The following is a 26,095-nucleotide window of genomic DNA, read 5'->3' as shown; positions in this document are numbered from 1 at the left end:
TTACTTCGGCGCCATGCGGATGGCGCCGTCGAGGCGGATGGTCTCGCCGTTGAGATAGCCGTTGTCGACGATCGACATCACCAGACGCGCGTACTCGTCCGGCCTGCCGAGGCGGTTCGGATACGGCACCTGCTCGCCGAGGGAGTCCTGCGCGGCCTGGGGCAGCGAGGCGAGCATGGGGGTCTCCATGATGCCGGGGGCGATCGTGACGACGCGGATGCCGTACCGCGCGAGCTCGCGCGCGATCGGCAGGGTCATCGCGTGCACGCCGCCCTTCGACGCCGAGTACGCGGGCTGACCGATCTGTCCGTCGAACGCCGCGACGCTCGCCGTGCTGACGATGACGCCGCGATCGCCGTCCGCGGTGGGATCGGTCCTGGCCATGACGGCGGATGCCTGGGCGATGACGTTGTAGGTGCCGACGAGGTTGACGCGCACGATCCGCTCGAACGCGTCCAGCGGCGTCGGGCGGCCCTCGCGGTCGAGCACCTTTGCCGGCGGCGCGATGCCGGCGCAGTTGACCACCACCCGCAGCGGAGCGGATGCCGCCGCCGTCGTCACCGCGGCCGCGACCTGCTCCGGGTCGGTGACATCGGCGGGGGCGAACGACCCGCCGAGCTCGGCGGCGACGCCGGCCCCGGCGGAGGTGGGGAGGTCCACGATCGTGACGAGGGCGCCCGCCGCGGCGAGGCGCCGTGCGGTGGCGAGGCCCAGCCCGCTCGCGCCGCCGGTGACGAGGGCCGAGGCATCCGTCAGATCCATGGATTCTCCTTCGAAGTCCGGAATGTCACGAAACCGCGTACCAGCATACGCGGGACTGAGTATCAGCCGCGACGCCTGGAGGCCGCCGCCCCCAGGCTAGTCGTGCGACCGCCGATCGGTCACGCCGCGCGGTGGCGCGGCAGCGGCGGGCGGGGTTGACTGGACGGGTGGAGATCCGGCTCAAGCGCGTGTACGAGGACCCCGACCCGGACGACGGGTTCCGCGTGCTGGTGGACAGGCTCTGGCCGCGCGGGCTGACGAAGGAGCGCGCCGCCCTCGACCTGTGGGCGAAGGAGGTGGCGCCCTCGACGGACCTGCGCAGGGAGTTCCACCACGGCGACCTGTCGTGGGCGGACTTCGAGACCGCCTACCGCGCCGAGCTCGACGGCCCCACGCGCACGGCCGTCGCGTCGCTGCGCGCGGAGCTGGCCGCCCACCCGGTCGTGACGCTGCTGCACGCCGTCGCCGACGAGTCCCACAACCACGCGCTCATCCTGCGGGAGGTCCTCGGGGCCTGACCAGGGAGGTCCTCGAGGCCTGACCCGGCAGGATGGGAGGGTGTCGATCCCGGGCGAAGACGTCGTCGTGCCGCCGCGCGTGCGCCTGCTCGCGGGCGGGACCCGCATCGTGCCGGTGTGGCGCAACGACTACGGCGGGGTGACCTTCCGCACCGAGGACGGCCGGTACATCAAACACGGCCCGCGCAACGCCGAATCGTCCTTCGCCGGCGCGGCCGAGCGGCTCGACTGGGCCGTCGCCCGCATCGCCGTGCCGCGCGTGCTCGAGGTCGGCGGCGACGACACGCACGAGTGGTTGGTGACGACCGCACTCCCCGGTCTCTCGGCCGTCGACCCTCGCTGGGTCGCTGATCCCGCGACCGCCGTCCGGGCGGTCGGCGAGGGCCTCCGGGCCCTGCACGACGCGCTGCCGGTCGCGGACTGTCCGTTCGACTGGGGTGTCGCCGGGCGCATCGCGAATGCGGCGGGGCGCGGCATCCGCGTGCCCGATGCGCTGCGCGAGCCGCCGCCGGTCGACCGTCTCGTCGTGTGCCACGGCGACGCGTGCTGCCCCAACACGCTCATCGGCGACGACGGCCGGTGGGTCGCCCACGTCGACCTGGGGACGCTGGGGGTCGCCGACCGCTGGGCGGACATCGCCGTGGCGTCGATGTCGACGGCGTGGAACTATGGCGAGGGATGGGAGGACGCCCTCATCGAGGCGTACGGGGTCGCCCCCGACCGCGAGCGCCTGTCGTACTACCGAGACCTCTGGAACGCGACATGACCGAAATCACCGGCACCGTCTGCAAGATCGACGGACACCCGAACCTCGTCATCCTCCGGCGGTTCCGGGCGACCGCCGACGCGGTGTGGCGGGAGCTCACCGATTCCGAGCGCCTCGAGCGCTGGATCGGCCGCTGGGAGGGCGATCCGGCGTCCGGCCGCGTGACCTTCTACATGACCGCGGAGGGACAGGAGCCGGAGCCGGAGGAGTACACGATCCTCGAGTGCGATCGCCCGCGGCGGTTCTCCGGCGACACGTCGCAGGGCAGCGGCTCGTGGCACCTGTGGTTCGAGCTCGCGGAGGACGTGCCAGAAGACACCGTGCTCACCTTCGGGCAGCGCCTGAATCCCAGTGAGGACGTGGGGTCGATCGGCCCGGGCTGGGAGTACTACCTGGACCGGCTGGTGGCGGCGCAGGCGGGCCTGGATCCCGACGAGGTCAGGTGGGACGACTACTTCCCGGCGCTGCAGCCGGCGTACGAGAGGCTCGTCGCCGCGGACTGACGCCACGGACCGTCGCCGCGGACTGACGCGGCGGGCCGCCCGATCGGATGCTCGCCGCCGACCGGGTGTCAGGACCACACGAAGCGGAAGGTGCCGACGGCCACCGCGGCGCCGATCGCCGCGGCCATGATCGCCACACCGCCCGCCAGCGCCACGGCGTCCCGTGCGTGCAGGCGCGACGGGCGCGACCACGTGCGCGGGATGCCGGACCCGAAACCGCGTGCCTCCATCGCCATCGCGAGCTTCGTGCCGCGGCGGACGGCGAACACCAGCAGCACGAACGCCATGGAGAGGAAGCGGCGGACGGCACCGGTGTCGCCGACCCCGCGCGCGCGGCGGGCCAGCTGCATGCTGCGCCAGTCGTCGAGGAAGAGCCCCAACGTGCGGGTGCCGGCCAGCACGCCGAGCACGAACCGGCTCGGCAGCTTCGCCACCTGGGCGAGCGCGTCGGCGAGCTCGGTGGGGTCGGTGCGCCCGAAGAGGAGGATGGTGGGCAGCGCCAGCGCGAGCACCCGCAGGCACACCGCGACGGCGAGGGCGATCGAGTCGTCGCTGATCGTCGCGTACCAGAACGACCAGTGGACGGTTCCCCCGGGCTCGGCGTACAGCAGCATGCTCACCCCCGCGACCGGCGCGAAGACCAGGACCGGCAGCATCCGCATCAGCACGGTCACGACGGCGAGGCCGGTGAGCGGGATGCAGACGAGCTGCAGCGCGATCGCGACGAGCGAGCTGGTGACGTCGATCGAGGCGAGGAGCGGCACCGACAGCAGCAGCGCGAGCACGATCCGGGTGACCGGGTTGACGCCGTCCAGCCACGCGCGCGCTTCGGCGGTCGCCTCCGGGACGCCCTCGCGCGCCTCGACCGCGGTCACGGCCGAGCCCCGGCCGGGACGGGGGCGCCGAGCTCGATGCGATGGCCGCCGAGGTGGCGCAGCACGTCCTCGTCATGGGTGACGGCGACGACCGTCGTGCCGGCGGCGATCTCGGACTGCAGCAGCTGCACGAGCTCGATCCAGCCGCGGCGGTCCTGCCCGAAGGTGGGCTCGTCGAGCACGATGACCGGCGGCGCGTCGGCGAGCACGGTGGCGACCGACAGCCGGCGCTTCTGCCCGCCCGACAGCGTGAACGGGTTCGCCGCGGCGAGCGGGGCGAGGTGCAGCCGCTCGAGCAGCTCGTCGACGATCACGTCGACGGCCGCCGCATCGACGCCGCGCGAGCGCGGGCCGATGGCGAGCTCGTCGCGCACCGACGAGGCGAGGAACTGGTGCTCGGGCTCCTGGAACACCGTGCCGATGCGGGTGAGCAGCTCTCGCGACGTCCAGCGCGACGGGCGGCGCCCCGACCGCCCCGCCAGCTCGGGGGCCGCGACGACCTCCCCCGCCGCCTCGGGCAGCAGCCCTGCGAGGGTGAGGGCGAGCGTGGACTTGCCGGCGCCGTTGGGCCCGGTGATGGCGGTCGCCGCGCCGCGGGGCACGGTCAGGTCGAGCCCGGCGCGCACGATCGACCGCCCGTCCCGCGAGAGGGAGAGAGCGGATGCCGCCAGCGCCGCCGCCGCGTCGGGCTGAGCGGCGGGCAGCACGGGCAGGTCGACGGGCATCCCCGGCACCCAGACCCCCGCGGCCGCGAGGTCCGCGCCGTGACGGGCGAACACGTCGGCCGGGGTGCCGTCGGCGAGGAGTCCGCCGTCCGCGCCGACCACGATGACGCGGTCCATGAGATCGGCCCACACCGCGGTGCGGTGCTCGATCACCACGAGCGTGGCCCCCGTCTCGGCCAGCACCCGCTCGACGCTCGCGCGCACCTCGCGCACCCCGTCGGGGTCGAGGTTCGCGGTCGGCTCGTCCAGCAGGAGCACGCCCGGGCGCATCGCGAGCACCCCGGCCAGCGCGAGGCGCTGCTTCTGGCCACCGGAGAGCGCCTTGGTGGGCCGGCCGAGCGGGACGCGCAGCCCCACCGCATCGAGGGCCTCGGTCACGCGCGCCGGGATCTCGGCCGCCGGCACCCCGAGGTTCTCGGGCCCGAACGCCACATCGTCGCCCACCTTGGCCAGCACGACACCGGCGTCGGGGTCCTGGAGCACCAGGCCGACGCGTCCGCGGTGCGCTTCGGCGCGCTCGCCGTCGATGAGAAGCGAGCCGGTCTCGTCACCCTCGTCGGCGCCGCCGAGGAGCCCCGCCATCCCGGCCAGCAGCGTCGACTTGCCCGCGCCCGAGGCGCCGAGCAGCAGCACGCGCTCACCCGGCTCGATCGTGAAGGTAATGTCGCGCACCGCCGGCGCGCGCCGCCCGGCGTAGCGCCACCCCCAGCCCGCCGCGGTGATGCGGCCAGGACGGGTGCCCGGCATCGTCAGACCTCGCGGCGCGCTTCGCGTCCGGCGGCGAAGCGGCTGAGCGCGCCCGTCGCGGCGAGCGCGCGCACCGCGAGCCAGCCGACCAGCCCGGCCAGCAGCGCGCCCGAGACGATGAGCGAGATCAGGTAGATCGTGTTGAACTCGAGCGTCTTGAGGATGTTCGGCGAGCTGCCGTAGAACAGCTCGAACACCCACGCCCCGACCGCGGCGCCGACACCGGCGAGCATCGCGACCGGCAGCGTGAAGCGCCGGTAGAGGAAGAGGGCAAAGACGAGCTCCGCTCCGAGTCCCTGGACGAGCCCCGACAGGAGCGTGGAGACCCCCCACACGTTGCCGATGAGCATCGAGACGATCGCCGCGATCACTTCGACGAGCAGCGCCGCACCGGGCTTGCGGATCACGAGGCCGCCGATGACGCCGCCGATGAGCCAGATGCCGACCGCCAGGCCGCCGAGGCCGGGGGTCAGTCCGTCCATCGCCGTGAACCAGGCGTAGCCGACGGTGTTCCAGGCCCAGAAGACGAGGCCGATGGCGACGCCGAGGACGGCGGCGACGACGATGTCGACGACGCGCCACCGCAGACTGCGGGCGTTCGCCGAGGTGGCCGCAACGGGGGTGGATGCGGACGTGGATGCGTGCATGTGAACTCCTCCCTGCGCCGGCATGATCCGGATCAGGTTCGACGGTCGAAGCGTGGTTCGCTTCCTCTCAGCCCGGCTCACCGGACTCCCGTGGTCGTATGGCGAGTATACCGCCGCTATGACGGGTATTTTGGGGTGCGTGACCCCCGATGACGTTCCCGCACCGACGCGCCGTGCGCATCGGACGCGGTCGAGGGCCGTGCCGGGCGGGTCCCCCGAGGATCCGGCCGACAGCGGGACGCTGACCATGCCCACCGGCGGCGCGGCCGATTCGTCGCACCCCGGAACTCACACGGCGCCCGACGAGGTCCCGCTCGTGCCCGCGACGATCGCGACCGTGCCCCTCGGCGGCGCCACGGCCGTCGCGGCGCCGACGGTGCCCGTCTTCGAGCCGCCCGGGACCACGCTGACCCCTCCCCTCGGGGGCGCCGTCGCCGCTCTCGAGTCGAGCGGACCCGCCGCGGCCGCTCAGCCGAGCGAACCCGCCGCGGCCGCTCAGCCGAGCGAACCCCCCGCGGCCACCGAGCCGGGCCCGCCGACGGGCGACCCGGTCTCCGCCGAGGCCGCGACCGCGACGGGAGGGCGGACCGCGCTCGCGTGGGTCGATGACACGACGCTCGCCGCGGGCTCGACCCCGGGCGACCTCGTGGCGGCGTCGACGCCGTACGTCGCCGTCGAGCCGAGCCTGCTCGCCGACCCGCCGCGCCAGTCGCCGCTGCGTCCCGGGGTGCTGGTGCCGACGCTGGTGATCGCCGGCCTGGTCGGCGCGTACTCCGCGACGACTTTGCTGTGGCCCCTGCACGCGGTCGCGCCGACGGTCACCGCGATCGAGGTGCAGCCGGAGGCGGCACCCGCGGCGGTGCCGGTCTGGCCCGCCCAGGGCAGCGCGGCGGCCGCGGTCGGCGGCATCCCGGGCCTCCTCACGTCGTCGCCCGACCCGTCAGCCATCGCGAGCATCACGAAGGTGGTGACCGCCCTGGTCGTCCTCGACGAGATGCCGCTCGCGCTCGGCGAGACCGGCCCCGAGTTCCGCTTCAGCGCCTCCGACAACTACCGGTACTGGCAGTACCGCGCCCGCGGCGAGTCGGCGCTCGACGTGCCCGTGGGCGGCACCCTCACCGAGTACCAGATGCTCGAGGGCATGCTCATCGGCTCGGCGAACAACTACGCCGATCGCCTGGCGCAGAACCTGTGGCCGTCCGACGCCGTCTACGCGGCGGCTGCGACCGAGTGGCTGGCCGCGCACGGCGTGACGGGCGTCCAGGTCGTCGAGCCCACCGGAATGGATCCGCGCAACAGCGCCTCACCCGAGGCTCTCATCACCCTCGCGCAGAAGGCCCTCGCCCACCCGGTCATCGCCGAGATCGTCGCCAAGCAGTCGACCGAGCTGCCGGGCGCGGGCCTCGTCGAGAACACCAACGAGCTGCTGGCGGACCCGGGGGTCGTGGGGATCAAGACCGGCACGCTCGACGAGTGGAACCTGCTGTCGGCCAAGGACGTCGCGATCGGCGACACGACGGTGCGCCTCTACGCCTCGGTGCTGGGCCAGCCGGACGACGAGTCCCGGCTCGCCGCCTCGCGTGCGATCTACTCTCAGCTCGAGCAGGAGCTGCAGCTGAAGCCCTCGGTGACGGCGGGGACCGTCGCCGGCATCGTCGAGACGCGCTGGGGCGACGACGTCGACATCCTCGCGGCCGGTGACGCGTCGGTGGTGCTGTGGAACGGCGGCACGGGCGCGGTCGCGACCACCTACGACCTCGGCGACGCCCGCGACGAGGGGGATGTGGTCGGATCCTTGACCGTGACCGGCCCGCTCGACGAGGCGACGGTGGATCTGCGCCTGGCGGAGGAAGTACCAGACCCGTCGCCGTGGTGGCGCCTCACTCACCCGCTGGATCTGTTCGGGCTGAACGACTGACGACAGCGCCGAGCCGCCGGCTGGCAGCGGCCGGGTGCCGCCGGCCGTCGCCGCTCAGGCGGAGGGATGTCCCACGACACCCTTGCGCAGCAGGGCGTTGCCGTACTTGCGCGTCTCACCCGTGCGCACGATGACGTAGGCCTTCTTCGCCAGCTCGTAGTAGTCGAACCGGTCGACGTAGCGCGGAGCGTCGGTGCCGGCGGCCGCGGCGAGCTCGCGCTGCACGTCGAGCACCTCGCCGTCGGCCGACGCCATGAGGTCGAGCGCCGGCGCGTCGTCGAGCGGGAGCACCGTGCGCACCGCCGCGACGACCTGCGGCGTCGTCGTGCCGGGGAGGTCGACGACGCGGGTGCCCACCGCCCATGCCGGGAAGTGCGCGTCGGCGACCACGATCGCATCGGAGTGACCCATGCGGTCCAGGTGCAGCAGAAGCTCGCCGGTGAGCAGGGGGTCGATGCCCTCGAGCATGAGGGGTCCTTTCGTCAGCGGATGAGTCCTTCGGCGGCCAGATCCTCCCACAGGCCCGCGGGTATGCCGACCTCCATCAGCTCGGCGTTGCGCCGCAGCTGCTCCGGGCGGCTCCCGCCGACGACGACCGAGCGCACCGCCGGGTCGCGGAGCGGGAACTGCACCGCCGCGGCGGGGAGGGCGACGCCGTGCGCCCGGCACACGGCGAGGAGGCGCTGGAGCCGGTCCCACAGCGCGTCCGGCATCCGTCCGTACTCGTACCGGTCGTCCCGGCTCGGCTCTTCCTTCGCGAGCAGGCCGGAGTTGAAGACGGATGCCGCCACCACGCCGGTCCCGCGGTCGTGACAGGCCGGCAGCACCGCGTCGGCCGCGGGCTGCTCCAGCAGGGTGTACCTGCCGGCGATCATGATGACGTCGAGATCGGCCTGCTCGACCGCAGCCGCCAGCGCGTCGGCGACCATCGAGCCGATGCCGATCGCGGCGACGGCGCCGTCGCCGCGCAGTTGCTCGAGGGCGGGGAACCCCTCGCGCAGCGCCAGCTGGAGGTCATGTCGCTCGGGATCGTGCAGGTAGAGGATGTCGACGCGGTCCAGTCCGAGCCGCTCGAGCGACTCGTCGAGGCTCGCGCGGATGCCGTCCGCCGAGAAGTCCCACTCGCGGCGGACGGTCGTCGGCGCGTGGAAGTCGTTGGCGAGGTCGAGCCCGCCGTCGTCGTCCGGGTTGGGACGCAGCAGCCGTCCCGCCTTGGTCGAGAGGACGAACTCGTCCCGGGGCTTCGTCCGCAGGAAGGCGCCGAGGCGGCGCTCCGAGAGCCCCAGCCCGTAGTGGGGCGCGGTGTCGTAGTAGCGGATGCCGCTCTCCCACGCCGCGTCGAGGATCGCCCACGCCTGATCGTCGGTGACCTCGCGGAACAGGTTGCCGATGTTCGCCGCACCGTAGCCGAGGCGGGGCAGCGCCGGCACCCGGGACTCAGACGGCCGCACGGGCGACCTCCCACTCGTAGGCCGCGCGGCTCTCGGCCTTCATCTCCATGCCGGCGCCGGGTGCGAGCGGGGCCATGTACGCGCCCCCGCGGATGTCGGTCGGCACGACGAAGTGCTCGTGCAGGTGGTCGACGTACTCGATCATGCGGCCGTCGCGGGTGCCGCTGACGGCGACGAAGTCGAACATCGACAGGTGCTGCACCGCCTCGCACAGTCCCACGCCGCCGGCGTGCGGGCACACCGGCACACCGAACTTCGCGGCCAGCAGCAGGTTGGCGATGTTCTCGTTGACACCGGCCACGCGGACGGCGTCGATCTGCATGACCGACAGCGCCTCGGCCTGCAGCAGCTGCTTGAAGATGACCCGGTTCTGGGCGTGCTCGCCGGTGGCGACGCGGATCGGGGCGACGCCGCGGGCGATCTCCGCGTGGCCGATCACGTCGTCGGGGCTCGTGGGCTCCTCGATCCAGGCCGGCCGGAACTCGGCGAGCGCGTTCACCCACGCGATGGCCTCGGACACCTCCCACCGCTGGTTGGCGTCGATGGCGATCGGGAAGTCCGGCCCGCAGACCTCGCGGGCGACCCGGAAGCGGCGGATGTCGTCCTGCAGGTCCGCGCCCACCTTGAGCTTGATCTGCCCGAAGCCGTCCGCGATCGCCTCCCGGCACAGCCGGGCCAGCTTCTCGTCGGAGTAGCCGAGCCAGCCGGGGCTCGTCGTGTAGGCCGGGTAGCCGGTCGCCAGGAGCTCCTGCTCGCGCTGCGCCCGGCCGGGCTCGGCGGCACGGAGGATGGCGAGCGCGTCCTCGGGCGTGAGGGCGTTGGTGAGGTAGCGGAAGTCGACCAGTCCGACGATCTCCTCCGGCGACATCCTCGACAGCAGCTGCCACAGCGGCAGCCCCGCGCGCTTGGCCTTGATGTCCCACAGCGCGTTGACCACCGCGCCGATCGCCATGTGCATGACGCCCTTCTCCGGGCCGAGCCAGCGCAGCTGCGAGTCGCCGATGAGCTCGCGGTTCGTCGCGCCCATGTCGTCGAGGAGAGGCTCCAGCTCGCGTCCGACCAGATGCGCGGCGAGCGCGTCGAGCGCCGCGACCTGCACGTCGTTGCCCCGGCCGATCGTGAAGACGAAGGCGTGACCGGAGACGTCGTCGGCGGCATCCGTCACCACCCGCAGGTAGGCGGCGGAGTAGTCGGGGTCGGGGTTCATGGCGTCGGAGCCGTCGAGGCTCAGCGACGTCGGGAAGCGGATGTCGGTCGTCTCGAAGGCGACGATGCGGCTCACGGGGCGGCTCCTGAATGTCTGGATCCGCTGTTACGGACCGCTCGCAGTGTAAACATCGGATGTCTATACTGTCAATCACGCCCCGCGGACCACGACGGCACGGACGCCGCCCCGCACGAGAGTTCAGGAGAGCAATGAAGTTCGCGCGCCTCGGCGAGCCTGGAAGCGAGATCCCCGTCGTCCTCGACGGCGACCGTCACCTCGATCTGCGCCCGCTCACATCCGATGTCGACGGCCGATTCCTCGCCGACGACCCCGTCGGCCGCACGTCCGCGGCGATCGCCGAGGGGCGGCTCCCGGTGCTGGCGGGCGCAGACGCCCTGCGTGTCGGCGCCCCGATCGCCCGGCCGAGCGCCGTCGTGTGCATCGGCATGAACTACGCCGCGCACGCGGCCGAGTCCGGCTCCGCCCCGCCGAGCATGCCGGTGATGTTCCTCAAGACCCCCAACACGGTGGTCGGCCCGTACGACCCCGTCACGATCCCGCGCGGCAGCGAGAAGACCGACTGGGAGGTCGAGCTCGGCATCGTGATCGGGCGCCGCGCCGCCTACCTCGACTCGGCCGCCGACGCCGCGGCGCACATCGCCGGCTTCGTCGCCGCGAACGACGTGTCGGAGCGGACCTTCCAGCTCGAGGTGTCGGGCGGGCAGTGGTCCAAGGGCAAGTGCGCGCCCGGCTTCAACCCGACCGGGCCGTGGCTGGTCACCCCCGACGAGGTCGACCCGCAGGCGCTCCGCCTGCGCAGCCGCGTCAACGGCGAGCCGCGCCAGGACTCGTCGACCGCCGACATGATCTTCCCCGTCGACCACATCGTGTGGCACCTGTCGCAGTTCCTGACCCTCGAGCCCGGCGACCTGGTCCTCACCGGCACGCCCGAGGGCGTCGCACTGTCGGGGCGCTTCCCCTACCTCGCCCCAGGCGACGTCGTCGACATCGAGATCGAGGGCCTCGGCGCGCAGCGCCAGGAGTTCACAGCGTGGGAGGCGGCCCGATGAGCGCCTCGCAGCTGGACGGCCTGGTCGCCGTCGTGACCGGCGGCGCGTCGGGCATCGGCGCCGCCATCGCCGCGACGCTCGCCGATCAGGGTGCCGAGGTCGCGATCCTCGACCGCGACACCTCGGGCGCCGACCCCCGGTTCGCCGCCTTCGCCGCCGATGTGTCCGACCGCGCCGCGGTCGACCGCGCGGTCGCCGAGGTGGGCGAGCGGTTCGGCCGCATCGACATCCTCGTCAACAACGCCGGCATCGGCGCGCAGGGCGACATCGCCGCCAACGACGACGAGGAGTGGGCGCGCGTCCTGTCGATCAACGTCACCGGCATCGCGCGCGTCACCGCCGCCGCCCTGCCGTGGCTGCGCCGGTCCCCCGCGGCCGCGATCTGCAACACCTCGTCCATCGCCGCGACGGCGGGCCTGCCGCAGCGCGCACTGTACAGCGCCTCAAAGGGCGCCGTGCTGTCGCTGACGCGCGCCATGGCCGCGGACCACGTGCGCGAAGGCATCCGCGTCAACGCCGTGAACCCCGGCACGGCCGACACGCCGTGGGTGGCCAGGCTGCTCGACAGCGCGCCCGACCCGGCCGCCGAGCGCGCCGCCCTCGAGGCGCGTCAGCCGCACGGCCGCCTCGTCTCGGCGGGCGAGGTCGCCGGAGCGGTGCTGTACCTGGTGAGCCCCCTGTCCGGCTCCACCACCGGCACCTTCATCGAGGTGGACGGCGGCATGTCGGGACTCCGGCTGCGCCCCGCGCAGTCCTGAAACCGTCCCGACAGGTCAACCGGGCCTCCACAGGAGGGAATCCAGGCGAAACGTCCTGCAGAACCCCGGTTGACCTGTCGGAGAGGTGCGAGAGACGGGCGGTGACGCCCGGGCGCACGGCACGCGCGGGGCGGTCACGCCAGACGGTAGACGCGTTCGGCGTTGCCGGCGAGCACGGAGTGACGGCCGTGCTCGCCGACACGCTCGTCGAGCCACGTCGTGACCGTCTCGGCCCAGCGCCCGTACGGGCCCGAGACCGGCCAGTCGCTTCCGAACAGCAGGCGGCCGGGCCCGAAGGCGTCCAGCGCCACGTCGAGGAACGGCGTCAGCTGGGCGGCCGCCCACGCGCCCTGCGCCTCGGCCGGGAGCCCCGAGAGCTTGCACACGACGTTGGAACGGCGGGCGAGGTCGCGCAGCGATTCCGCCCACGGTGTCCCGTCGGCGGGGTCCGGCGCCTCGGCGGACCCCACTTCGGGCTTGCCGAGGTGGTCGAGCACGATCGTCAGCTCGGGCACCGCGTCGGCCAGCTCCACCATGTCGGGCAGCTGCGTCCAGCGCACGCACGCGTCGAAGACGAGACCGGCGGATGCCACGGCCCGCGCCGATTCGCGGAACCCCGGCGTCGCCGAGAACCCCGCCGGCTCGGACTGCAGCAGTCGCCGAACGCCGACGACGAGAGGTCGATCGGCATAGGCGGCGAGGTGCTCGCGCGTCGCCTCCGGGTCCTCGAGCGGGGCGCGGGCGACGATGCCGCGGACCCCGACGCGGCCGGCCAGCGCCGCGACCCAGTCCACTTCGGCGAGCGACTGCTCCGGCGCGCACTCCGCCTGGACGAACACGAAGCCGTAGGCCGCATCCGGCGCCTCGGCGATCGCCGTGTCGAGCTCGGCGGGCCCGAATGATCGGAGGAGCGGCCCCTCCAGCCAGTCGTACGACAGGACCGCGGGGTCCCACAGATGGAGGTGTGCGTCCACGACTCGCATGTGCCCCATTCTGCCGTGCACGGGCACGGGGTGCGGCATCCGCCCGCGATGACATCCGATGTCTATGATGAACGCGTGGCCGTCACCGACGAAGCGATCGAGAAGATCAAGGACATGATCGTCCGCGGCGAGCTCTCGCCGGGATCGCGGCTGCCTCCCGAGAAGGACCTCGCCGAACGGCTCGGCCTGTCGCGAAGCTCCATGCGCGAGGCCGTGAAGGCCCTCGAGGTGATCCGCGTCCTGGACGTGCGCCGCGGCGACGGCACGTATGTCACGAGCCTCGAGCCGAAGCTCCTCCTCGAGGCCATCTCGTTCGTGGTCGACCTGCACGACGACGACTCGCTGCTGGAGATCTTCGCCGTGCGGCGCCTGCTCGAGTCGCACGCGACCGGGCTCGCGGCCCAGCGGGCCGACGACGACGACATCGCGGCCCTCGACGCGGAGATCGGCGCGATGGCGCCCGACACCGACATCGAGTCGCTCGTCGAGCACGACATGCGATTCCACAGCGAGATCGCGCGGCTCGCGGGCAACACCTACCTCGAGAGCCTCCTCGAGAGCCTCACGAGCCAGACGGTGCGCGCCCGCGTGTGGCGCGGCCTCACCCAGGCCGGCGCGGTCGAGCGCACCCTCGCCGAGCACCGCGCGATCCTCGACGCGATCGCCGACCACGACATGGAGCTCGCCGTCTCGACCGCGCAGGTGCACATCGCGGGCATCGAGCGCTGGCTGCGCCAGGCGCGCGACGCCTGAGCCCGCCGCCTACGCGAAGCGCACCGTCTGCTGCAGCCGGGTGCGGTAGTCGAACACCTCGTTGCCGCCGATGTCGCGGGCGCCCGTGATCCCGCGGCGGAGCACGGTGCTGAGCGCACTGCGCGAGGTCACCGCCACGCGCACGCCGCGCACCTTCCCGATCTCGACGATGGGATCGAGCACGTCCTCGTCGGGCAGCACGACGATCGCGCCGCTGAAGCGCACGCCGGCCGCACGCGAGACCACCCGCATGCGGCCGAGCAGCTCGGCGATCGGGGTGCCGGGTACGCCGTCGCCCACGAACTCGCCGCGCCGGATCGACACCGGCCCGCCGAAGTCCTCCGAGAGCACGCCGTACAGCCCGCTCGGCCCGAGCACGATGTGGTCGATCTTCGCGTCGGGGTCGGCGTCCCGTCCGGCGGCGGCGACGTCGTGCCAGACGGTGTAGCCCATGCCCAGGTCCGCCACGATGCGCGCGGTGGCCTCCTCGGCGAGCGCGTCGGCGAGGAGGCGGCGGAGGCCGACCGGCGCCGAGCGCACGAGCGCCGGGTCGTACGGATCCTCGACGGTCACGCCGCGACCGGCCCACTCGCGGATGAGCGTGAGGTACCGCTCGCGCCGCCAACCGCCGGGGTGCCCGTAGGAGCGGGCGCGAGGCCGGGTGTCGGTGCGCGCCGCGGGCGGGCGCCACTCCGACCATTCCGGCGCCGCCGTCTCGCCGAAGCCGTGGCCGCGGTCGTACGCCGCGCGCGCCTCGGGCGTGCCGACGAGCTCCCACGCGCGCTGCACCTGGATGAACACGGCCGCGTCGCCGCCGGTGTCGGGATGCGTCTGGCGCAGCCGCAGGCGGTACGCCCGGCGCAGGGTCTCCTCGTCGACACCGGGGTCGACCGCGAGCACCTCGTACGCCGACGCCGAGAGCGGACTGTCGAACACGCATCCTCCCCGCAGGTTCCGCCGCGCCCCGCGGCGGGACTCAGGTTACGACACGCCTGCCTGGACGGGCTCCCAGCGATGCTCGTTGCGTCGCGCGTAGGCGGCGGCGCTGCGGCTGGACAGCGCGAGGAGGACGAGGATGTCCAGGCTCAGCGACACGAAGGTGCTGTCCAGCGTGATCTCCTGCCCCTGCACCCACCACGCGAAGAAGGATGTGCTGATCGAGCCCACGGCGATGACCATGACGACGACCCGCGCCCAGTTGTGCCCGCGGTACACCAGGATCGCCAGCAGCAGGTCCATGAGCAGCACGGTGCCGCCGGCGGCGAGCAGGAACCACAGCGCCGCGTGCGTGCCCTCCGGGGACGGGTCGAAGCCGTCGAGGACGATGTCGGGATCGGCGATGATGCCCTCCCAGCCGATCGCGAGGCTGCCGAGAACCACGACTCCTGCGACCACGCGCAGCAGCACGAGCGCCGTGCCGGCGATGATCGTCGCAGGGCGGGGCATGTCGGGGTCGTAGCCCGTGGGCTTGAGCAGCCGCCCCGGCGGCTCGAAGGCGGGGCGCTTGTTCGGCGCCGGCGGGTGCTCCGGCGGCGGTGTCGACGCGCTCACGAAGTCACCTCCTGGATCGCCCGGACGTCCACGATCGGCAGGTCGCCGTCGGTGCGGATGCTGTCGCCGCCGCCGTTGCGCGCGTGATAGCCCGTGGCGAAGTCGGCGATGACGTCCACCGCCACGCGGGGGTCGGCATCCGTCACCGTCCGGACGATGTGATCGCGCTCGACATCGGTGTCGGCGTCGATGCGGTGGGTGACCTGGAGGGTGAACAGCGACAGCCCGACGCTCGTGTCGAAGGTGCCCGCCGCCAGCCAGTCGACACGACGTCCGCCCGGCAGCAGCCAGCCGTCGGGGCAGCGCCAGAACCGCACGTGGTGACGCTGGGAGGGATTGCCGTCGACCTCCTGCTGGTAGGCGAAGTCCTGCTGGCGCCCGAACAGGAACAGCGGGCTCACCGGAGCCTCGTCGTAGCTGCGCCGGGCGAGCGTCGACGTGATGATCCGCCACGACGACTGCAGGGTCACGGGCTCGGCGGGCGTCCAGCCCGCCGCCCGCATCGCCGCCTCGATCTGCTGCCCGGTGCCGAGGAACGCCAGGTTCACGGGGTCGCCGAGCAGGCCGTCGCTGGTGCGCGTCCGACCGATGAAGTAGTCGGGCACGTAGATGGTGGTGAGGATGCGGTGCAGCCGCGGCAGCACGAGATACGCCAACAGCACCCAGAACGCGATGAAGAACGGGATGCCCCACCATCCGACCTGGAAGGTCTCGGTGAAGCTGAGGTAGGCCAGCCACAGCGCCGCCATCCCCGCGAAGACGAAGAAGAACCAGCCGATCGCGACCCCCAGGGAGTAGGCGCGTCGCCGGCTGCTCATGATCCCCCCTACAGTCCTTCAGCCCCAGAGCGGCACGTCGGGACGGTGGGCGAGAGCGGATGCCGCGAGATCCGGCGGCAGGTCGGCCACGGTCGCCGGCTGCCAGCGCGGCGAGCGGTCCTTGTCGATGACCTGCGCCCGGATTCCCTCGGGCAGGTCGGGCTGCGTCGTGGCGAACCACATGACCAGCCCGTACTCCTGCTCCAGGGCCTCTCTGAGGCCGGGCAGCTTCCGGGCGGCGCGGATGGCGGCAAGGGTGACGGCGAGCCCGGTCGGCGACAGCTCGCCGAGGAGGTCGGCGGTGGCGGATGCCTCGGGCTCGGGCCGGGCCCGCAGCCGCTCGATGATCCCGGCGACGGTGTCGGCGGCGAACGCGTCGTCGATCCAGGCGCGCGCGTCCTGAAGCCCGGACGGGGCCGGCGTCTCGTCGAAGAGGAGCACCAGTTCGGTCGGCGTCGACGGATCGGCCCGCGTCTGGAGCGCGTCTCGCAGCGCGTGGAGGTGCTCGTGGGGAACGAGATGGTCGGCGAAGCCGGCGTAGATCGCGTCCGAGGCGTCCATCACGGCGCCGGTGAGCCCGAGGTACTCCCCCACGCGGCCCGGGGCGTGCGCGAGCAGCCAGGTGCCGCCGACGTCCGGTGTGAAGCCGATGCGGGTCTCGGGCATCGCCAGCTTCGAGCGCTCGGTGACGATGCGGATGCGCGCGTGCCCGGCGACGCCGATGCCGCCGCCCATCGTGATCCCGTCGGCGACCGCGACGAACGGCTTCGGGTACTCGGCGATGCGGGCGTTGAGCGCGTACTCCTCGCGGAAGAACAGCGCCGCATCCTCGACGCGCCCTCCGGTCACCTGCTCGGCCAGTCCACGCACGTCGCCGCCCGCGCAGAGCCCGCGCTCTCCTGCGCCGTCCAGGAGCACGGCGTCCACCTGGCTGCTGTGCTCCCAGGCGTCGAGGGTCTCGTGCAGGCGGCGGACCATGTCGAGGTTCAGGGCGTTGATCGCCCGCGGGCGATTCAGAGTGAGGCGACCGAGACCGCCGCTCGCCCTCACCAGGACGGGCGGCTCGGGTGCGGCGTCGACGGGGTCGGTCACGGTCGCAACGTTACCGGGCGGGCGAACTCGTTCCACGCCGGAACCGGATTTCCGCCAGGATGGGACGCAGTTCTGCTTTGAGTCCGCAAGGGAGCGGCCCGTCCCAGCCCCAACGGGGTGTTCGCTCACGACCACGAGAGGGTGAGGCATGCCCGATGGCCAGTTGCTGGAGTTCTCCGATGTCACCAAGCGCTTCGGCGCGGTCACGGCGGTGTCCGGCCTCACCGCCCAGGTCGAACCGGGGAGGGTGACGGGCTTCCTCGGACCGAACGGGGCCGGCAAGACCACGACGCTGCGCATCCTCCTCGGCCTCGTCCGCGCGACCGGCGGGCGCGCGACCATCGGGGGCAGGCGCTACGCCGACCTCGATCGGCCGCTGCACGCGGTCGGCGCGGTGCTCGAGGCCTCCAGCTTCCACCCCGGCCGCACGGCCGCCGCCCACCTGACGATCTACGCGCAGGCCGCGGGGATCGCCAGGGGCCGCGTCGACGAGGTGCTCGGCCTGGTCGGATTGTCGGATGCCGCGGGCCGCAAGGTCGGCGGCTACTCGCTGGGCATGCGCCAGCGCCTCGGGCTGGCCTATGCCCTGCTCGGCGACCCCGGCGTGCTCGTGCTCGACGAGCCGGCCAACGGCCTCGATCCCGAGGGAATCCGCTGGATGCGCGGCTTCCTCCGGCAGCTCGCCGCCGAGGGGCGCACCGTGCTGGTCTCCTCCCATCTCCTGGCCGAGGTGCAGCAGACGGTCGACGCGCTGCTCATCATCGCGCGCGGCCGGCTGGTGTTCCAGGGCTCCGTCGACGAGCTCGCCGACACGGCCGAGCACGCGACCGTCGTCGACGCCCCCGATCGGGAGGCGCTCACCGCGGCCCTTCGCTCCGCCGGCGTGCCCTTCGAAGTGCTGCGGTCGGGCCTCACGGTGCGCGGACAGGACACCGTCGCGATCGGCGCCATCGCCGCGGCGTCCGGCATCGCGCTGTCGACGCTGCACCGCCGCGGTCCGGCGCTCGAGGAGGTGTTCCTGGATCTCGTGAACGGCGCGCGCGTGCACACCGGCGCAGCGGTCGCAGCGGTCGCGGCGGTCGCGGCGGTCGCCGCTGCGCAGCCGGAGGCTGCGGAGCCCGAACCCGGACGTCCGGAGGCTGCGGAACCCGAACCCGACCAGCCCGAGGCAACGGAACCCGAGGCCGAACAGCCTGAGGCGGCGGAACCCGTGTCGGGGCAGCTGGAGGCGGAGCAGCCCGAGGCCGACCAGCCCGAGGCGGAGCAGCCCGAGGCGGAGCAGCCCGACGCGGAGCAGCCCGACGCGGAGCAGCCCGAGGCGGAGCAGCCCGAGACGCCGCGGCCGGACGCGAGCACGGCGGCGTACGCGGTCGCCGGCACGGGCGTGATCGACATCGTGCCCGCCACCGGGGCCGACGCGCCCGAAGACGACCCGTGGGCGCCGGTGGACGCCGACCCGGACGTCGAGGCCATCGCCGCCGTGGACGACGAGCTGACCGCACCCGAGCCCCCGGATGCCGACGACCGCCCCTGGGAGCGCTTCGTCAAGACCGAGTCCGACCTCGAGGCGGACGCGTTCTTCGCGGCCTTCGACGACAGCGACGGCGCCGCCGAGCCGGCACCGGCCGGCGAGGGCGGTCCCGAACCCCTCCCCGACGACACGGCCGGACCGGGCGACGACGGCGAGGATGCGGCATCCGTCACCTCCCCCGACGCTGCCGACGACGACGGATCCCGCCACGACGAAGGGGATGAGCGATGAGCCTCACCGCCGCGACGCGCGCGGAGACCACGAAGCTGTTCTCGACGAGCATCTGGTGGATCCTCGCGCTGGTGCTGTTCGCGTACATCGCCGTGACCGCCGCCGCCCTCGGCTTCATCTACGCCGCGGCGGCGACCGGATCGCTCCCCGGGAACGCGCCGCCCCTGCCCGAGGAAGGGCTCGCAGCGACGCTGTACAGCACAGCGACCGCGGTCGGATACGTCTTCCCACTGCTCGTCGGGACGCTCATGGTGACCGCGGAGTTCCGCCACAAGACGCTCACACCGACCTTCCTCGCGACGCCCCGGCGCGGGCGCGTGCTCGCCGCGAAGCTCGCCGTGGCCGCCCTGATCGGCCTGCTCCTCGGTGTCATCGGGGTGATCGCGTCTGTCGGCACGTCGGCGGCCTTCCTCGCGGGGTTCGGCATCGACACCATGCTGGGCGAATCCGACACGTGGGCGATGATGGGGCGGATGCTGCTGGCGTTCGTGCTGTGGACGCTCATCGGCGTCGGCGTCGGAGCCCTCGTGCGCAACCAGGTCGGGGCGATCGTGGGCGTGCTCGTCTTCACGCAGTTCATCGAGCCGATCGGGCGCGCCGCGGCCGCGTTCGTGGAGGGCCTGTCCGACGTGACGCGGTTCCTCCCGGGTGCGGCGAGCGACGCGCTGGTGGGCGCGAGCGTGTACAACGCCGGCATGCCGCAGGCCGATGGGGCCTCCGAGCTCGAGTGGTGGGTCGGCGGGCTCGTGCTCCTCGGCTACGCCGTCGTGTTCGTCGTGCTCGGGCACCTGGTGAGCTGGCGCCGCGACGTCAGCTGACGCGCCGGCTCCGGGCGGTGGCCTCGGCGGCGCTCGTCAGACCGCCGGCGCTGTGGCCGGGGTCTTGCGGCTGCGCGGCTTCTTCTCGGGGATGACGGGCGTGGTGCCGGTCTCGGCCGCGATCTCGGCGACGTCAGCGGGTTCCTCGTCGAGGTCGACCCGCAGCGCCTGCACGAGGGCGAGACCGTGCCGGGTGGTGAGGATGATGCGCTGGAACTCGGGGTGGCCCTCGAGATCGATCACGACGCTCGGGCGCCGGCGGCGGATCAGCGCGAAGTCGTCGCCGCCCGCCGAGCGCCAGGTTCCCATCGCGATGACGCCGCGCACGTACGAGCCCGGGCTCGGGTAGCCGCGAAGCCACGTCCACGCGTCGTCCGTCAGCTGCACACGGGTGATCGCGGAGCGCTCGATCACGACATTCCCCTTGCGGAATGACAGCGCGCGCTCGGAGAGCGACAGCACCACCTCGAGCTGCGTCGAGTCGAGCAGCAGCGTCACCATGGCACTAGTCTGCCAGCGGCTCCGGTGAGAACCCGGCTCATTTGCTTACGGGAGGGCAACGATCCGCGGCCCTCGCGGTGCACGCACGGTGCGAGACTGGGTCGGTGACCGTCGTGTCCCCCTCCGTCACCGTCCCGGCCGCCGCAGCCCCCTCCGCCGCCGTCGACACCGCGCTCGCGCGCGCGGCCGCGGGAGACCGGCTGGACGTCGGCGACGCCGAGGCGCTGCTGGGGGCGGCGGGCGACCGCTTCGAGCGGCTGCTCGCACTGGCCGGGAGCGTGCGCGACGCCGGGCTCGCAGCATCCGGCCGACCCGGCGTCATCACCTACTCGCGCAAGGTGTTCGTCCCGCTGACGACGCTGTGCCGCGACCGGTGCCACTACTGCGTGTTCGTCGACACGCCGGGTCAGCTGCTGAAGAAGCACAAGCCCGCCTTCATGTCACCCGAGCAGGTGCTCGCCGTCGTGCGGCAGGGACAGGCGATGGGGTGCAAGGAGGTGCTGCTGACGCTCGGCGATCGTCCGGAGGACCGCTGGCCCGAGGCTCGGGCGTGGCTCGACGAGCACGGGTTCGGCTCGACGATCGAGTACGTCGCCCACATCGCCCGCCTCGTCACCGCCGAGACCGGACTGCTCGCGCACGCCAACCCGGGCGTGATGAGCGAGGACGAGCTGCGGATGCTGCGGCCGGCCGCTCCGTCGATGGGCATGATGCTCGAGACGACGTCGCGCCGGCTCTTCGAGGAGCCCGGGCAGGTGCACTTCGGCTCGCCCGACAAGGACCCCGCCGTGCGACTCGAGGTGATCGACGCGGCCGGCCGCGAGCGGGTGCCGTTCACGACGGGCATCCTCGTCGGCATCGGCGAGACGGAGCACGACCGCGCGGCATCGCTCGTCGCCATCCGCGACGCCCACGAGCGGCATCAGGTGGCCGGGCAGGGCCACGTGCAGGAGGTGATCGTGCAGAACTTCCGCGCGAAGCCCCGCACCGCGATGCAGGGGGCGCCCGACGCCGACCTGCTCGAGTACGTCGCCGCGGTGGCCGTGGCGCGGCTCGTGATGGGCCCGCGCATGCGCATCCAGGTGCCGCCGAATCTGTCGGACGCCGGCGAGTTCGGCCTGCTCGTGCGCGCCGGTGCCGACGACTGGGGCGGCGTCTCGCCGCTCACCGCCGACCACGTGAACCCGGAGCGGCCGTGGCCGCACCTCGACGACCTCGCGCGCATGACGGCGGAGCTCGGCTTCGCCCTGCGCGAGCGCCTGACGGCCCAGCCCGAGTTCGTGCTCGAAGCCGAGACATGGATCGACCCCGCCCTGCGCCCCGCCGTGGCGGCCCTCGCGGACGCCGGGACCGGCCTGGCCGCCGCACCTGCCGTCGCGCCCGTCCGGCCCTCCCGCCTCCCTGTCCAGGAGGCGGAGGAGCGTCGCGCCTCGACAGCTCCCGGACCGGGCGTCCGGCGGCTCGCCGAGGCGGCGGCCGCCGACCCGCTCACCCTCGACGACGCCGAGTGGGTGCGGCTGCTGGGGGCGACCGGCGACGACCTCGACGTGCTCGCCGCGACCGCCGACGACGTGCGGCGCTACACCGTGGGCGAGGCCGTCACGCTCGTCGTGAACCGCAACCTCACCTCGACGGGGCTCCGCGCCGCGCCGACGGGCGAGCCTGCCGCCTTCACCCTCGACGACGTCGGCGCCATCGCGGCCGACGCGTGGGACCTGGGCGCCACCGAGCTCTGCGTGCAGGGCCGCCTCGACGCCGACGCCGAGCCGACCGGCTACCTCGACATCGCCCGTGCCGCGAGGGCGGCGGCACCCGGTCTCCACCTCCACGCCTACCGCCCCCAGGACGTCTGGGACCTCGCCGACCGCACCGGTCTCGGCCTCGACGGCGCCCTCTCGGCGATGCGCGAGGCGGGCGTCGACACCGTCCCGGGTACAGGGGTCAAGGTGCTGAGCGAGCGTGTCCGCGGGCTCGTCGCGCCGACGGACCTCGAGATCGACCGCTGGGTCGAGGGCATCACCACCGCGCACCGCGCGGGCTTCCGCTCGACGAGCGTGATCTTCTACGGGCACGTCGAGACGGCCGCCGAGCGCATCGCCCACCTGCGGCGGCTCCGCGCGATCCAGGATGAGACCGGCGGCTTCTCGGAGTTCGTGCCGATCCCGCTGCCGGGCCCGGCCGGGGGCGTCCCGCTCGTGCCGGGCCGCGCCGTGCTCGACGAGCACCGTGCGATGGTGGCGGTGTCGCGCCTGCTGCTGTCGGGCAGCATCCCGCACGTCCAGATCCCGTGGACGCGCGTCGCGCGCGCGGCATCCGCCGTCCTCCTGCAGTCCGGCGGCGACGACCTCGGCGGCGCCCTGCTCGACGGGCGCGTCAAGCCCGAGGCGGGGATCGAGCACGGTCTCGAGCTGCCGGTGACGGATGCCGCCGCCCTGGTCGCGCGACTGTTCCGGCCGTTCCGCCTGCGCACGACCACCTACGGTCAGGTCGCCCGATGACCCGCGTCGAGGTCGCGATCGTCGGTGCCGGGTTCGCGGGCATCGGCGTGGCGTCGGCGCTGCGTCGCGCGGGCCGCGAGGACGTCGTGGTGCTCGAGCGCGCGGCATCCGTCGGCGGCACGTGGCGCGACAACACGTACCCCGGCATCGCGTGCGACGTGCCCTCCCACCTCTACGGCTTCGCGGCGCACCCCAACCCGTCCTGGTCGGGCACCTACGCGAAGGGCGACGAGATCCGGGCGTATCTCGAGCATGTCGTCGACGCGGAAGGGCTGCGCGACCGCCTGCGGCTCCGCACCGCGATGCGGGGGGCGCAGTGGGATGCCGCGCTCGGCCTCTGGCGGATCAGCACCGGCTCGTCCGGGACGTGGCCCGGCACGCCAGATCACGGCGACGCGCCCGACGAGGACCGCGGGGACGAGGTCATCGTCGCCGACGTGCTCGTGCTCGCGTGCGGGCGGCTCACCGAGCCCTCGATCCCCCGGATCGTCGGACTCGAGACCTTCCCGGGCCCGCTGTTCCACTCGGCCCGGTGGGACCATTCCGCCGAGCTGGACGGCGCCCGCGTGGCGATCGCCGGCACCGGGGCGAGCGCGATCCAGATCGTTCCCGAGCTCGCCCGCACAGCGGCGCACGTCACCCTCTTCCAGCGCACGCCCGCCTGGATCGTGCCGCGCGGCGGCGATTCGTACTCCGACGCCGACCGCGCCCGGTTCGCCGCGACTCCGCAGGCGCTCGAGGCGCTGCGTGCCGACCTGTACGCCGAGGGCGAGGCGCGCTTCGCCTCGCGATCGGGCGACTCCGACGCCGCGGCCGAGGCCGAGGCCGTCGCGCGCGCACACCTCGAGCGACAGGTCCCCGACGCGGCGCTGCGCGCCGCGCTCACGCCGGACTACGCGTTCGGCTGCAAGCGCGTGCTGCTGTCGGACGACTTCTACCCCGCGGTCGCCTCCGAGGCGGTCTCGCTCGTCCGCGGCGCGCTTTCGTCCGTCGAGGGCTCGACGCTCGTCGGCTCCGACGGTTCGCGGCACGAGGCCGACGCCCTCGTCCTCGCGACGGGTTTCGCCTCGACCCGCCAGCCCTACGCCGAGCTCGTCGCCGGCGAGGACGGCACGACGCTCGCCGCGCACTGGTCGGGCGGCATGACGGCGTTCGCCTCGACCGTCGTCGCGGGGTTCCCGAATCTCTTCGTGCTCAACGGCCCGAACGCGTCGCTCGGCCACTCCTCCTCCGTGCTCATGATCGAGGAGCAGGCGGCGTACGTCGCGCGCGTGCTGGACGACCGCGGCGGACGCGTGCTGCGCGTCGACCCCGAGGCCGAGCGCGCGTACACCGCCGAGATCGCGCGGGCCGCGGCATCCACTCGCTGGATGACCGGCGGATGCCGCAACTGGTACGTCGACGAGCGCTCGGGGCGGCTCACGCTGCTGTGGCCGGGCACCGTCGACGCCTTCCGCGCGCGCATCGCCCGAGCCGACGGCTCGGAGTTCCTGCCCGAACCCGCCCCCGTTCCCCGCTGAGAGGACACTCATGCCCGTTCCCCTGCGCTTCGGCTACAAGGCCTCCGCCGAGCAGTTCGGCCCGGCCGAGCTGCTGGACTACGCCATTCAGGCGGAGGAGGCCGGGTTCGACTCGGTCTTCATCTCGGACCACCTGCAGCCGTGGCTGCACGAGGGCGGCCACGCTCCGGCATCCGTCCCCTGGCTCGGGGCGCTCGGCGCGAAGACGTCGCGCGTGTTGATCGGCACGTCGGTGCTCACGCCGACGTTCCGCTACAACCCGACGGTCGTCGCCCAGGATTTCGCGACGCTCGGCGTCATGTACCCGGGACGCGTGATCCTCGGGGTCGGCACCGGCGAGGCGCTCAACGAGGCGAACCTCGGCATCACCTGGCCCGAGCCGCCGGAGCGCTTCCAGCGGCTCAAGGAGGCGATCGGCCTCATCCGCCGGCTGTGGTCGGAGGACCGCGTCACCTTCGACGGCACCTACTACCACGCCCGGAACATCACCATCTACGACAAGCTCCCCGAGCCGGTGCCGATCTACATCGGCGCCGCGGGACCGGCCGCCACGCGCCTCGCGGGCCGGATCGCCGACGGGTTCATCACGACGAGCGGCAAGAAGCGGGAGCTGTACACCGACACGCTGCTGCCGGCGCTCCACGAGGGGCTCGAGAAGGCCGGACGCGCACCCGACGCCATCGACACGCTCATCGAGGTGAAGGTCTCGCTCGACGAGAGCCTCGAGGCCGCGCAGGAGAAGACGCGGTTCTGGGCGCCGCTCGCGCTGACCCCCGAGGAGAAGATGGGCGTGGACGACCCCATCGAGATGCAGCGGCTCGGCGAGGCCCTGCCGATCGAGCGCGCCGCATCACGGTTCATCGTGTCGGACGACCCCGACGAGCACGTCGAACGCATCTCGTGGTACGTCGAGCTCGGCTTCCGCCACCTGGTGTTCCACGACCCGGGGCACGACCAGGGCTCGTTCCTGCGGATGTACGGCGAGGAGATCCTGCCGCGCCTCCGGGCCAAGTTCGGCGCGTGACGCCCTGGTTCACGCGGCGGTCGCGGGCTGAGCCCGTTGGGGCGCCGGCCCCTGCGCTGCGCTGGGTCGTCGTCGTCCCGGTGAAGAGGTCGGCGCAGGGCAAGTCGCGACTCGAGGTTGCGGGCGTGGACCGCGCGGAGCTCGCGCGGGCGATCGCCCTCGACACGATCGAGGCGGCAGCGCGCTGCGAGAGCGTGCTGCAGGTCGTCGTCGTCTCGGACGACCCGGTGCTCGCACGCGAGTCGGCGACGATCCCCGCGCTGCGGACCGTCTCCGAGGGTGATCCGCGCGGACTCGACGCCGCGGTCGCGACCGGTATCGAGGCGATCGACCCGAGTGGACGGATGCCGCGCGCGGCGCTCCTCGGCGACCTCCCCTCGCTCCGCCCCGCCGACCTCCACGAGGCGCTGCGGGCTGCGGCATCCGTCGACCGTGCTGTCGTCGCCGACGCCGAGGGAACCGGCTCGACCCTGGTGACGGCCCGGCCCGGGGTGCCCTGGTCGTCGTCCTTCGGCGACGGCTCCTTCGCGCGGCACACGGCCGCGGGGTGCACGCCGTTGGAGATTCCGGATGCCTCGACCCTCCGTCGTGACGTCGACACCGCAGATCAGCTCGAGGCTGCGGTGCGGCTGGTGGTGGGCTGGAGGACGGCTGCGGTGCTCGGAGCCTCCCCTGCGCATTGAGCAAGGGTGGACTCGCCACTCTGGATGCCCATTCCGTGAGCCTGACGCCATCGCTCGAGTGCCGCAAGTGACGACGAGTGCGTTCTCCCACGACTCCTCCCGCACCGGGGTGTGGCCCGCTCTCAGGAGGGCGCGGGTTTCGCGG

The 26,095-nt window shown here is 73.3% G+C and carries 26 protein-coding genes and 1 riboswitch; of the genes, 13 read left to right on the top strand and 13 right to left on the bottom strand.

Features of this window, described 5'->3' with window-relative positions; translation table 11 throughout:
• Nucleotides 1-762 (bottom strand): SDR family NAD(P)-dependent oxidoreductase, encoded by a 762-nt coding sequence (locus V6R91_RS04560; protein WP_336394396.1) that lies wholly within the window; start codon nucleotides 760-762, stop codon nucleotides 1-3.
• Nucleotides 763-929: 167 nt separating this feature from the next.
• Here V6R91_RS04560 and V6R91_RS04555 point away from each other — a divergent pair, with 167 nt between their 5' ends.
• Genes V6R91_RS04555 through V6R91_RS04545 form a run of 3 tightly spaced genes read left to right on the top strand, consistent with a single transcriptional unit; the run spans nucleotide 930 to nucleotide 2,549 of the window.
• Nucleotides 930-1,280, top strand: a complete 351-nt coding sequence (locus V6R91_RS04555) for a DUF488 domain-containing protein (protein ID WP_336394395.1) — start codon at nucleotides 930-932, stop codon at nucleotides 1,278-1,280.
• 40 nt (nucleotides 1,281-1,320) lie between these two features.
• Nucleotides 1,321-2,046, top strand: coding sequence for an aminoglycoside 3'-phosphotransferase (locus V6R91_RS04550; protein ID WP_336394394.1), 726 nt, complete (start codon nucleotides 1,321-1,323; stop codon nucleotides 2,044-2,046).
• The gene (locus tag V6R91_RS04545) at nucleotides 2,043-2,549 is read left to right on the top strand and encodes an SRPBCC family protein (protein WP_336394393.1); all 507 of its coding nucleotides are present in this window, start codon (nucleotides 2,043-2,045) and stop codon (nucleotides 2,547-2,549) included. Before V6R91_RS04550 ends, V6R91_RS04545 begins: the two co-directional genes overlap by 4 nt.
• Before the next feature lie 68 nt (nucleotides 2,550-2,617).
• Here V6R91_RS04545 and V6R91_RS04540 read toward each other — a convergent pair whose 3' ends face one another.
• The 3 genes from V6R91_RS04540 to V6R91_RS04530 all read right to left on the bottom strand — a co-directional run bounded on the left by V6R91_RS04540 (nucleotide 2,618) and on the right by V6R91_RS04530 (nucleotide 5,543).
• Nucleotides 2,618-3,424, bottom strand: a complete 807-nt coding sequence (locus V6R91_RS04540; protein WP_336394392.1) for an energy-coupling factor transporter transmembrane component T family protein — start codon at nucleotides 3,422-3,424, stop codon at nucleotides 2,618-2,620.
• Complete coding sequence (locus V6R91_RS04535) at nucleotides 3,421-4,896, bottom strand: ABC transporter ATP-binding protein (RefSeq protein ID WP_336394391.1); 1,476 nt, start codon at nucleotides 4,894-4,896, stop codon at nucleotides 3,421-3,423. Before V6R91_RS04535 ends, V6R91_RS04540 begins: the two co-directional genes overlap by 4 nt.
• Nucleotides 4,897-4,898: 2 nt before the next feature.
• Nucleotides 4,899-5,543: an ECF transporter S component gene (locus V6R91_RS04530; protein ID WP_336394390.1), complete on the bottom strand. Its 645-nt coding sequence runs from the start codon at nucleotides 5,541-5,543 to the stop codon at nucleotides 4,899-4,901.
• Nucleotides 5,534-5,645, bottom strand: a riboswitch (TPP riboswitch). It overlaps the preceding gene by 10 nt.
• Before the next feature lie 37 nt (nucleotides 5,646-5,682).
• On the opposite strand from V6R91_RS04530, the gene V6R91_RS04525 reads away from it, so the two are divergent.
• A complete protein-coding gene (locus V6R91_RS04525) occupies nucleotides 5,683-7,461 on the top strand; it encodes a D-alanyl-D-alanine carboxypeptidase family protein (protein WP_336394389.1) in 1,779 nt (592 codons plus the stop codon).
• A 54-nt stretch (nucleotides 7,462-7,515) separates the two neighbouring features.
• On the opposite strand, the gene V6R91_RS04520 is transcribed toward V6R91_RS04525, so the two are convergent.
• From V6R91_RS04520 to V6R91_RS04510, 3 genes are read right to left on the bottom strand one after another with little or no spacing between them, the layout of a single operon-like run.
• Complete coding sequence (locus V6R91_RS04520; protein ID WP_336394388.1) at nucleotides 7,516-7,929, bottom strand: RbsD/FucU family protein; 414 nt, start codon at nucleotides 7,927-7,929, stop codon at nucleotides 7,516-7,518.
• Nucleotides 7,930-7,943: 14 nt separating this feature from the next.
• The gene (locus V6R91_RS04515; protein ID WP_336394387.1) at nucleotides 7,944-8,891 is read right to left on the bottom strand and encodes an aldo/keto reductase; all 948 of its coding nucleotides are present in this window, start codon (nucleotides 8,889-8,891) and stop codon (nucleotides 7,944-7,946) included.
• A 7-nt stretch (nucleotides 8,892-8,898) separates the two neighbouring features.
• Complete coding sequence (locus tag V6R91_RS04510) at nucleotides 8,899-10,194, bottom strand: enolase C-terminal domain-like protein (protein ID WP_336394386.1); 1,296 nt, start codon at nucleotides 10,192-10,194, stop codon at nucleotides 8,899-8,901.
• Nucleotides 10,195-10,328: 134 nt separating this feature from the next.
• Between V6R91_RS04510 and V6R91_RS04505 the strand changes: the two genes are divergently transcribed.
• Together V6R91_RS04505 and V6R91_RS04500 are read left to right on the top strand one after the other, a co-directional pair.
• Nucleotides 10,329-11,189, top strand: coding sequence for a fumarylacetoacetate hydrolase family protein (locus V6R91_RS04505; RefSeq protein WP_336394385.1), 861 nt, complete (start codon nucleotides 10,329-10,331; stop codon nucleotides 11,187-11,189).
• A complete protein-coding gene (locus V6R91_RS04500) occupies nucleotides 11,186-11,947 on the top strand; it encodes an SDR family NAD(P)-dependent oxidoreductase (protein WP_336394384.1) in 762 nt (253 codons plus the stop codon). The genes V6R91_RS04505 and V6R91_RS04500 overlap by 4 nt, the downstream gene beginning before the upstream one ends.
• A 134-nt stretch (nucleotides 11,948-12,081) precedes the next feature.
• Here the strand turns inward: V6R91_RS04500 and V6R91_RS04495 are convergent, their stop codons facing one another.
• Nucleotides 12,082-12,930, bottom strand: coding sequence for an amidohydrolase family protein (locus tag V6R91_RS04495; RefSeq protein WP_336394383.1), 849 nt, complete (start codon nucleotides 12,928-12,930; stop codon nucleotides 12,082-12,084).
• A 75-nt stretch (nucleotides 12,931-13,005) separates the two neighbouring features.
• On the opposite strand from V6R91_RS04495, the gene V6R91_RS04490 reads away from it, so the two are divergent.
• Nucleotides 13,006-13,683: a FadR/GntR family transcriptional regulator gene (locus V6R91_RS04490; protein WP_336394382.1), complete on the top strand. Its 678-nt coding sequence runs from the start codon at nucleotides 13,006-13,008 to the stop codon at nucleotides 13,681-13,683.
• Nucleotides 13,684-13,692: 9 nt separating this feature from the next.
• Here the strand turns inward: V6R91_RS04490 and V6R91_RS04485 are convergent, their stop codons facing one another.
• Genes V6R91_RS04485 through V6R91_RS04470 form a run of 4 tightly spaced genes read right to left on the bottom strand, consistent with a single transcriptional unit; the run spans nucleotide 13,693 to nucleotide 17,144 of the window.
• On the bottom strand, nucleotides 13,693-14,619 hold the full coding sequence (locus V6R91_RS04485; RefSeq protein WP_336394381.1) for a DnaJ domain-containing protein: 927 nt from the start codon (nucleotides 14,617-14,619) through the stop codon (nucleotides 13,693-13,695).
• A 45-nt stretch (nucleotides 14,620-14,664) separates the two neighbouring features.
• A complete protein-coding gene (locus V6R91_RS04480) occupies nucleotides 14,665-15,234 on the bottom strand; it encodes a hypothetical protein (RefSeq protein WP_336394380.1) in 570 nt (189 codons plus the stop codon).
• Nucleotides 15,231-16,052 carry an LssY C-terminal domain-containing protein gene (locus tag V6R91_RS04475; RefSeq protein WP_336394379.1) on the bottom strand — a complete coding sequence of 274 codons (822 nt, stop codon included), beginning with the start codon at nucleotides 16,050-16,052 and terminating at the stop codon, nucleotides 15,231-15,233. Before V6R91_RS04475 ends, V6R91_RS04480 begins: the two co-directional genes overlap by 4 nt.
• Nucleotides 16,053-16,070: 18 nt before the next feature.
• Entirely contained in the window at nucleotides 16,071-17,144 is a 1,074-nt protein-coding gene (locus tag V6R91_RS04470; protein ID WP_336394378.1) for an enoyl-CoA hydratase/isomerase family protein, read from the bottom strand.
• Nucleotides 17,145-17,292: 148 nt separating this feature from the next.
• On the opposite strand from V6R91_RS04470, the gene V6R91_RS04465 reads away from it, so the two are divergent.
• Entirely contained in the window at nucleotides 17,293-18,906 is a 1,614-nt protein-coding gene (locus tag V6R91_RS04465) for an ATP-binding cassette domain-containing protein (protein ID WP_336394377.1), read from the top strand.
• The gene (locus tag V6R91_RS04460) at nucleotides 18,903-19,724 is read left to right on the top strand and encodes an ABC transporter permease (RefSeq protein WP_336394376.1); all 822 of its coding nucleotides are present in this window, start codon (nucleotides 18,903-18,905) and stop codon (nucleotides 19,722-19,724) included. Before V6R91_RS04465 ends, V6R91_RS04460 begins: the two co-directional genes overlap by 4 nt.
• A 36-nt stretch (nucleotides 19,725-19,760) precedes the next feature.
• On the opposite strand, the gene V6R91_RS04455 is transcribed toward V6R91_RS04460, so the two are convergent.
• Nucleotides 19,761-20,225 (bottom strand): hypothetical protein, encoded by a 465-nt coding sequence (locus tag V6R91_RS04455; RefSeq protein ID WP_336394375.1) that lies wholly within the window; start codon nucleotides 20,223-20,225, stop codon nucleotides 19,761-19,763.
• 104 nt (nucleotides 20,226-20,329) lie between these two features.
• Between V6R91_RS04455 and cofG the strand changes: the two genes are divergently transcribed.
• The 4 genes from cofG to cofC are packed head-to-tail and all read left to right on the top strand — an operon-like array spanning nucleotide 20,330 to nucleotide 25,950.
• Nucleotides 20,330-22,723, top strand: a complete 2,394-nt coding sequence (gene cofG, locus V6R91_RS04450) for a 7,8-didemethyl-8-hydroxy-5-deazariboflavin synthase CofG (RefSeq protein ID WP_336394374.1) — start codon at nucleotides 20,330-20,332, stop codon at nucleotides 22,721-22,723.
• Nucleotides 22,720-24,243: a flavin-containing monooxygenase gene (locus V6R91_RS04445; RefSeq protein ID WP_336394373.1), complete on the top strand. Its 1,524-nt coding sequence runs from the start codon at nucleotides 22,720-22,722 to the stop codon at nucleotides 24,241-24,243. Before cofG ends, V6R91_RS04445 begins: the two co-directional genes overlap by 4 nt.
• A gap of 10 nt (nucleotides 24,244-24,253) precedes the next feature.
• Entirely contained in the window at nucleotides 24,254-25,267 is a 1,014-nt protein-coding gene (gene fgd, locus V6R91_RS04440) for a glucose-6-phosphate dehydrogenase (coenzyme-F420) (RefSeq protein WP_336394372.1), read from the top strand.
• Nucleotides 25,264-25,950, top strand: a complete 687-nt coding sequence (cofC, locus tag V6R91_RS04435) for a 2-phospho-L-lactate guanylyltransferase (RefSeq protein ID WP_336394371.1) — start codon at nucleotides 25,264-25,266, stop codon at nucleotides 25,948-25,950. Before fgd ends, cofC begins: the two co-directional genes overlap by 4 nt.
• Nucleotides 25,951-26,095: the final 145 nt, after the last annotated feature.

The sequence above is a fragment of the Microbacterium sp. CCNWLW41 genome, from assembly GCF_037083505.1.
This window is presented reverse-complemented; position numbering and strand designations above follow the sequence as displayed.

Bases quoted from the DNA above. Each gene is read 5' to 3' on its own strand.
- V6R91_RS04465 (WP_336394377.1), top strand. From the start codon at position 17,293: ATGCCCGATGGCCAGTTGCTGGAGTTCTCCGATGTCACCAAGCGCTTC.
- V6R91_RS04545 (WP_336394393.1), top strand. From the start codon at position 2,043: ATGACCGAAATCACCGGCACCGTCTGCAAGATCGACGGACACCCGAAC.
- V6R91_RS04560 (WP_336394396.1), bottom strand. From the start codon at position 762: ATGGATCTGACGGATGCCTCGGCCCTCGTCACCGGCGGCGCGAGCGGG.
- V6R91_RS04530 (WP_336394390.1), bottom strand. From the start codon at position 5,543: ATGCACGCATCCACGTCCGCATCCACCCCCGTTGCGGCCACCTCGGCG.
- V6R91_RS04475 (WP_336394379.1), bottom strand. From the start codon at position 16,052: ATGAGCAGCCGGCGACGCGCCTACTCCCTGGGGGTCGCGATCGGCTGG.
- V6R91_RS04520 (WP_336394388.1), bottom strand. From the start codon at position 7,929: ATGCTCGAGGGCATCGACCCCCTGCTCACCGGCGAGCTTCTGCTGCAC.
- V6R91_RS04460 (WP_336394376.1), top strand. From the start codon at position 18,903: ATGAGCCTCACCGCCGCGACGCGCGCGGAGACCACGAAGCTGTTCTCG.
- V6R91_RS04505 (WP_336394385.1), top strand. From the start codon at position 10,329: ATGAAGTTCGCGCGCCTCGGCGAGCCTGGAAGCGAGATCCCCGTCGTC.
- V6R91_RS04495 (WP_336394383.1), bottom strand. From the start codon at position 12,930: ATGCGAGTCGTGGACGCACACCTCCATCTGTGGGACCCCGCGGTCCTG.
- fgd (WP_336394372.1), top strand. From the start codon at position 24,254: ATGCCCGTTCCCCTGCGCTTCGGCTACAAGGCCTCCGCCGAGCAGTTC.
- V6R91_RS04455 (WP_336394375.1), bottom strand. From the start codon at position 20,225: ATGGTGACGCTGCTGCTCGACTCGACGCAGCTCGAGGTGGTGCTGTCG.
- V6R91_RS04445 (WP_336394373.1), top strand. From the start codon at position 22,720: ATGACCCGCGTCGAGGTCGCGATCGTCGGTGCCGGGTTCGCGGGCATC.
- V6R91_RS04500 (WP_336394384.1), top strand. From the start codon at position 11,186: ATGAGCGCCTCGCAGCTGGACGGCCTGGTCGCCGTCGTGACCGGCGGC.
- V6R91_RS04535 (WP_336394391.1), bottom strand. From the start codon at position 4,896: ATGCCGGGCACCCGTCCTGGCCGCATCACCGCGGCGGGCTGGGGGTGG.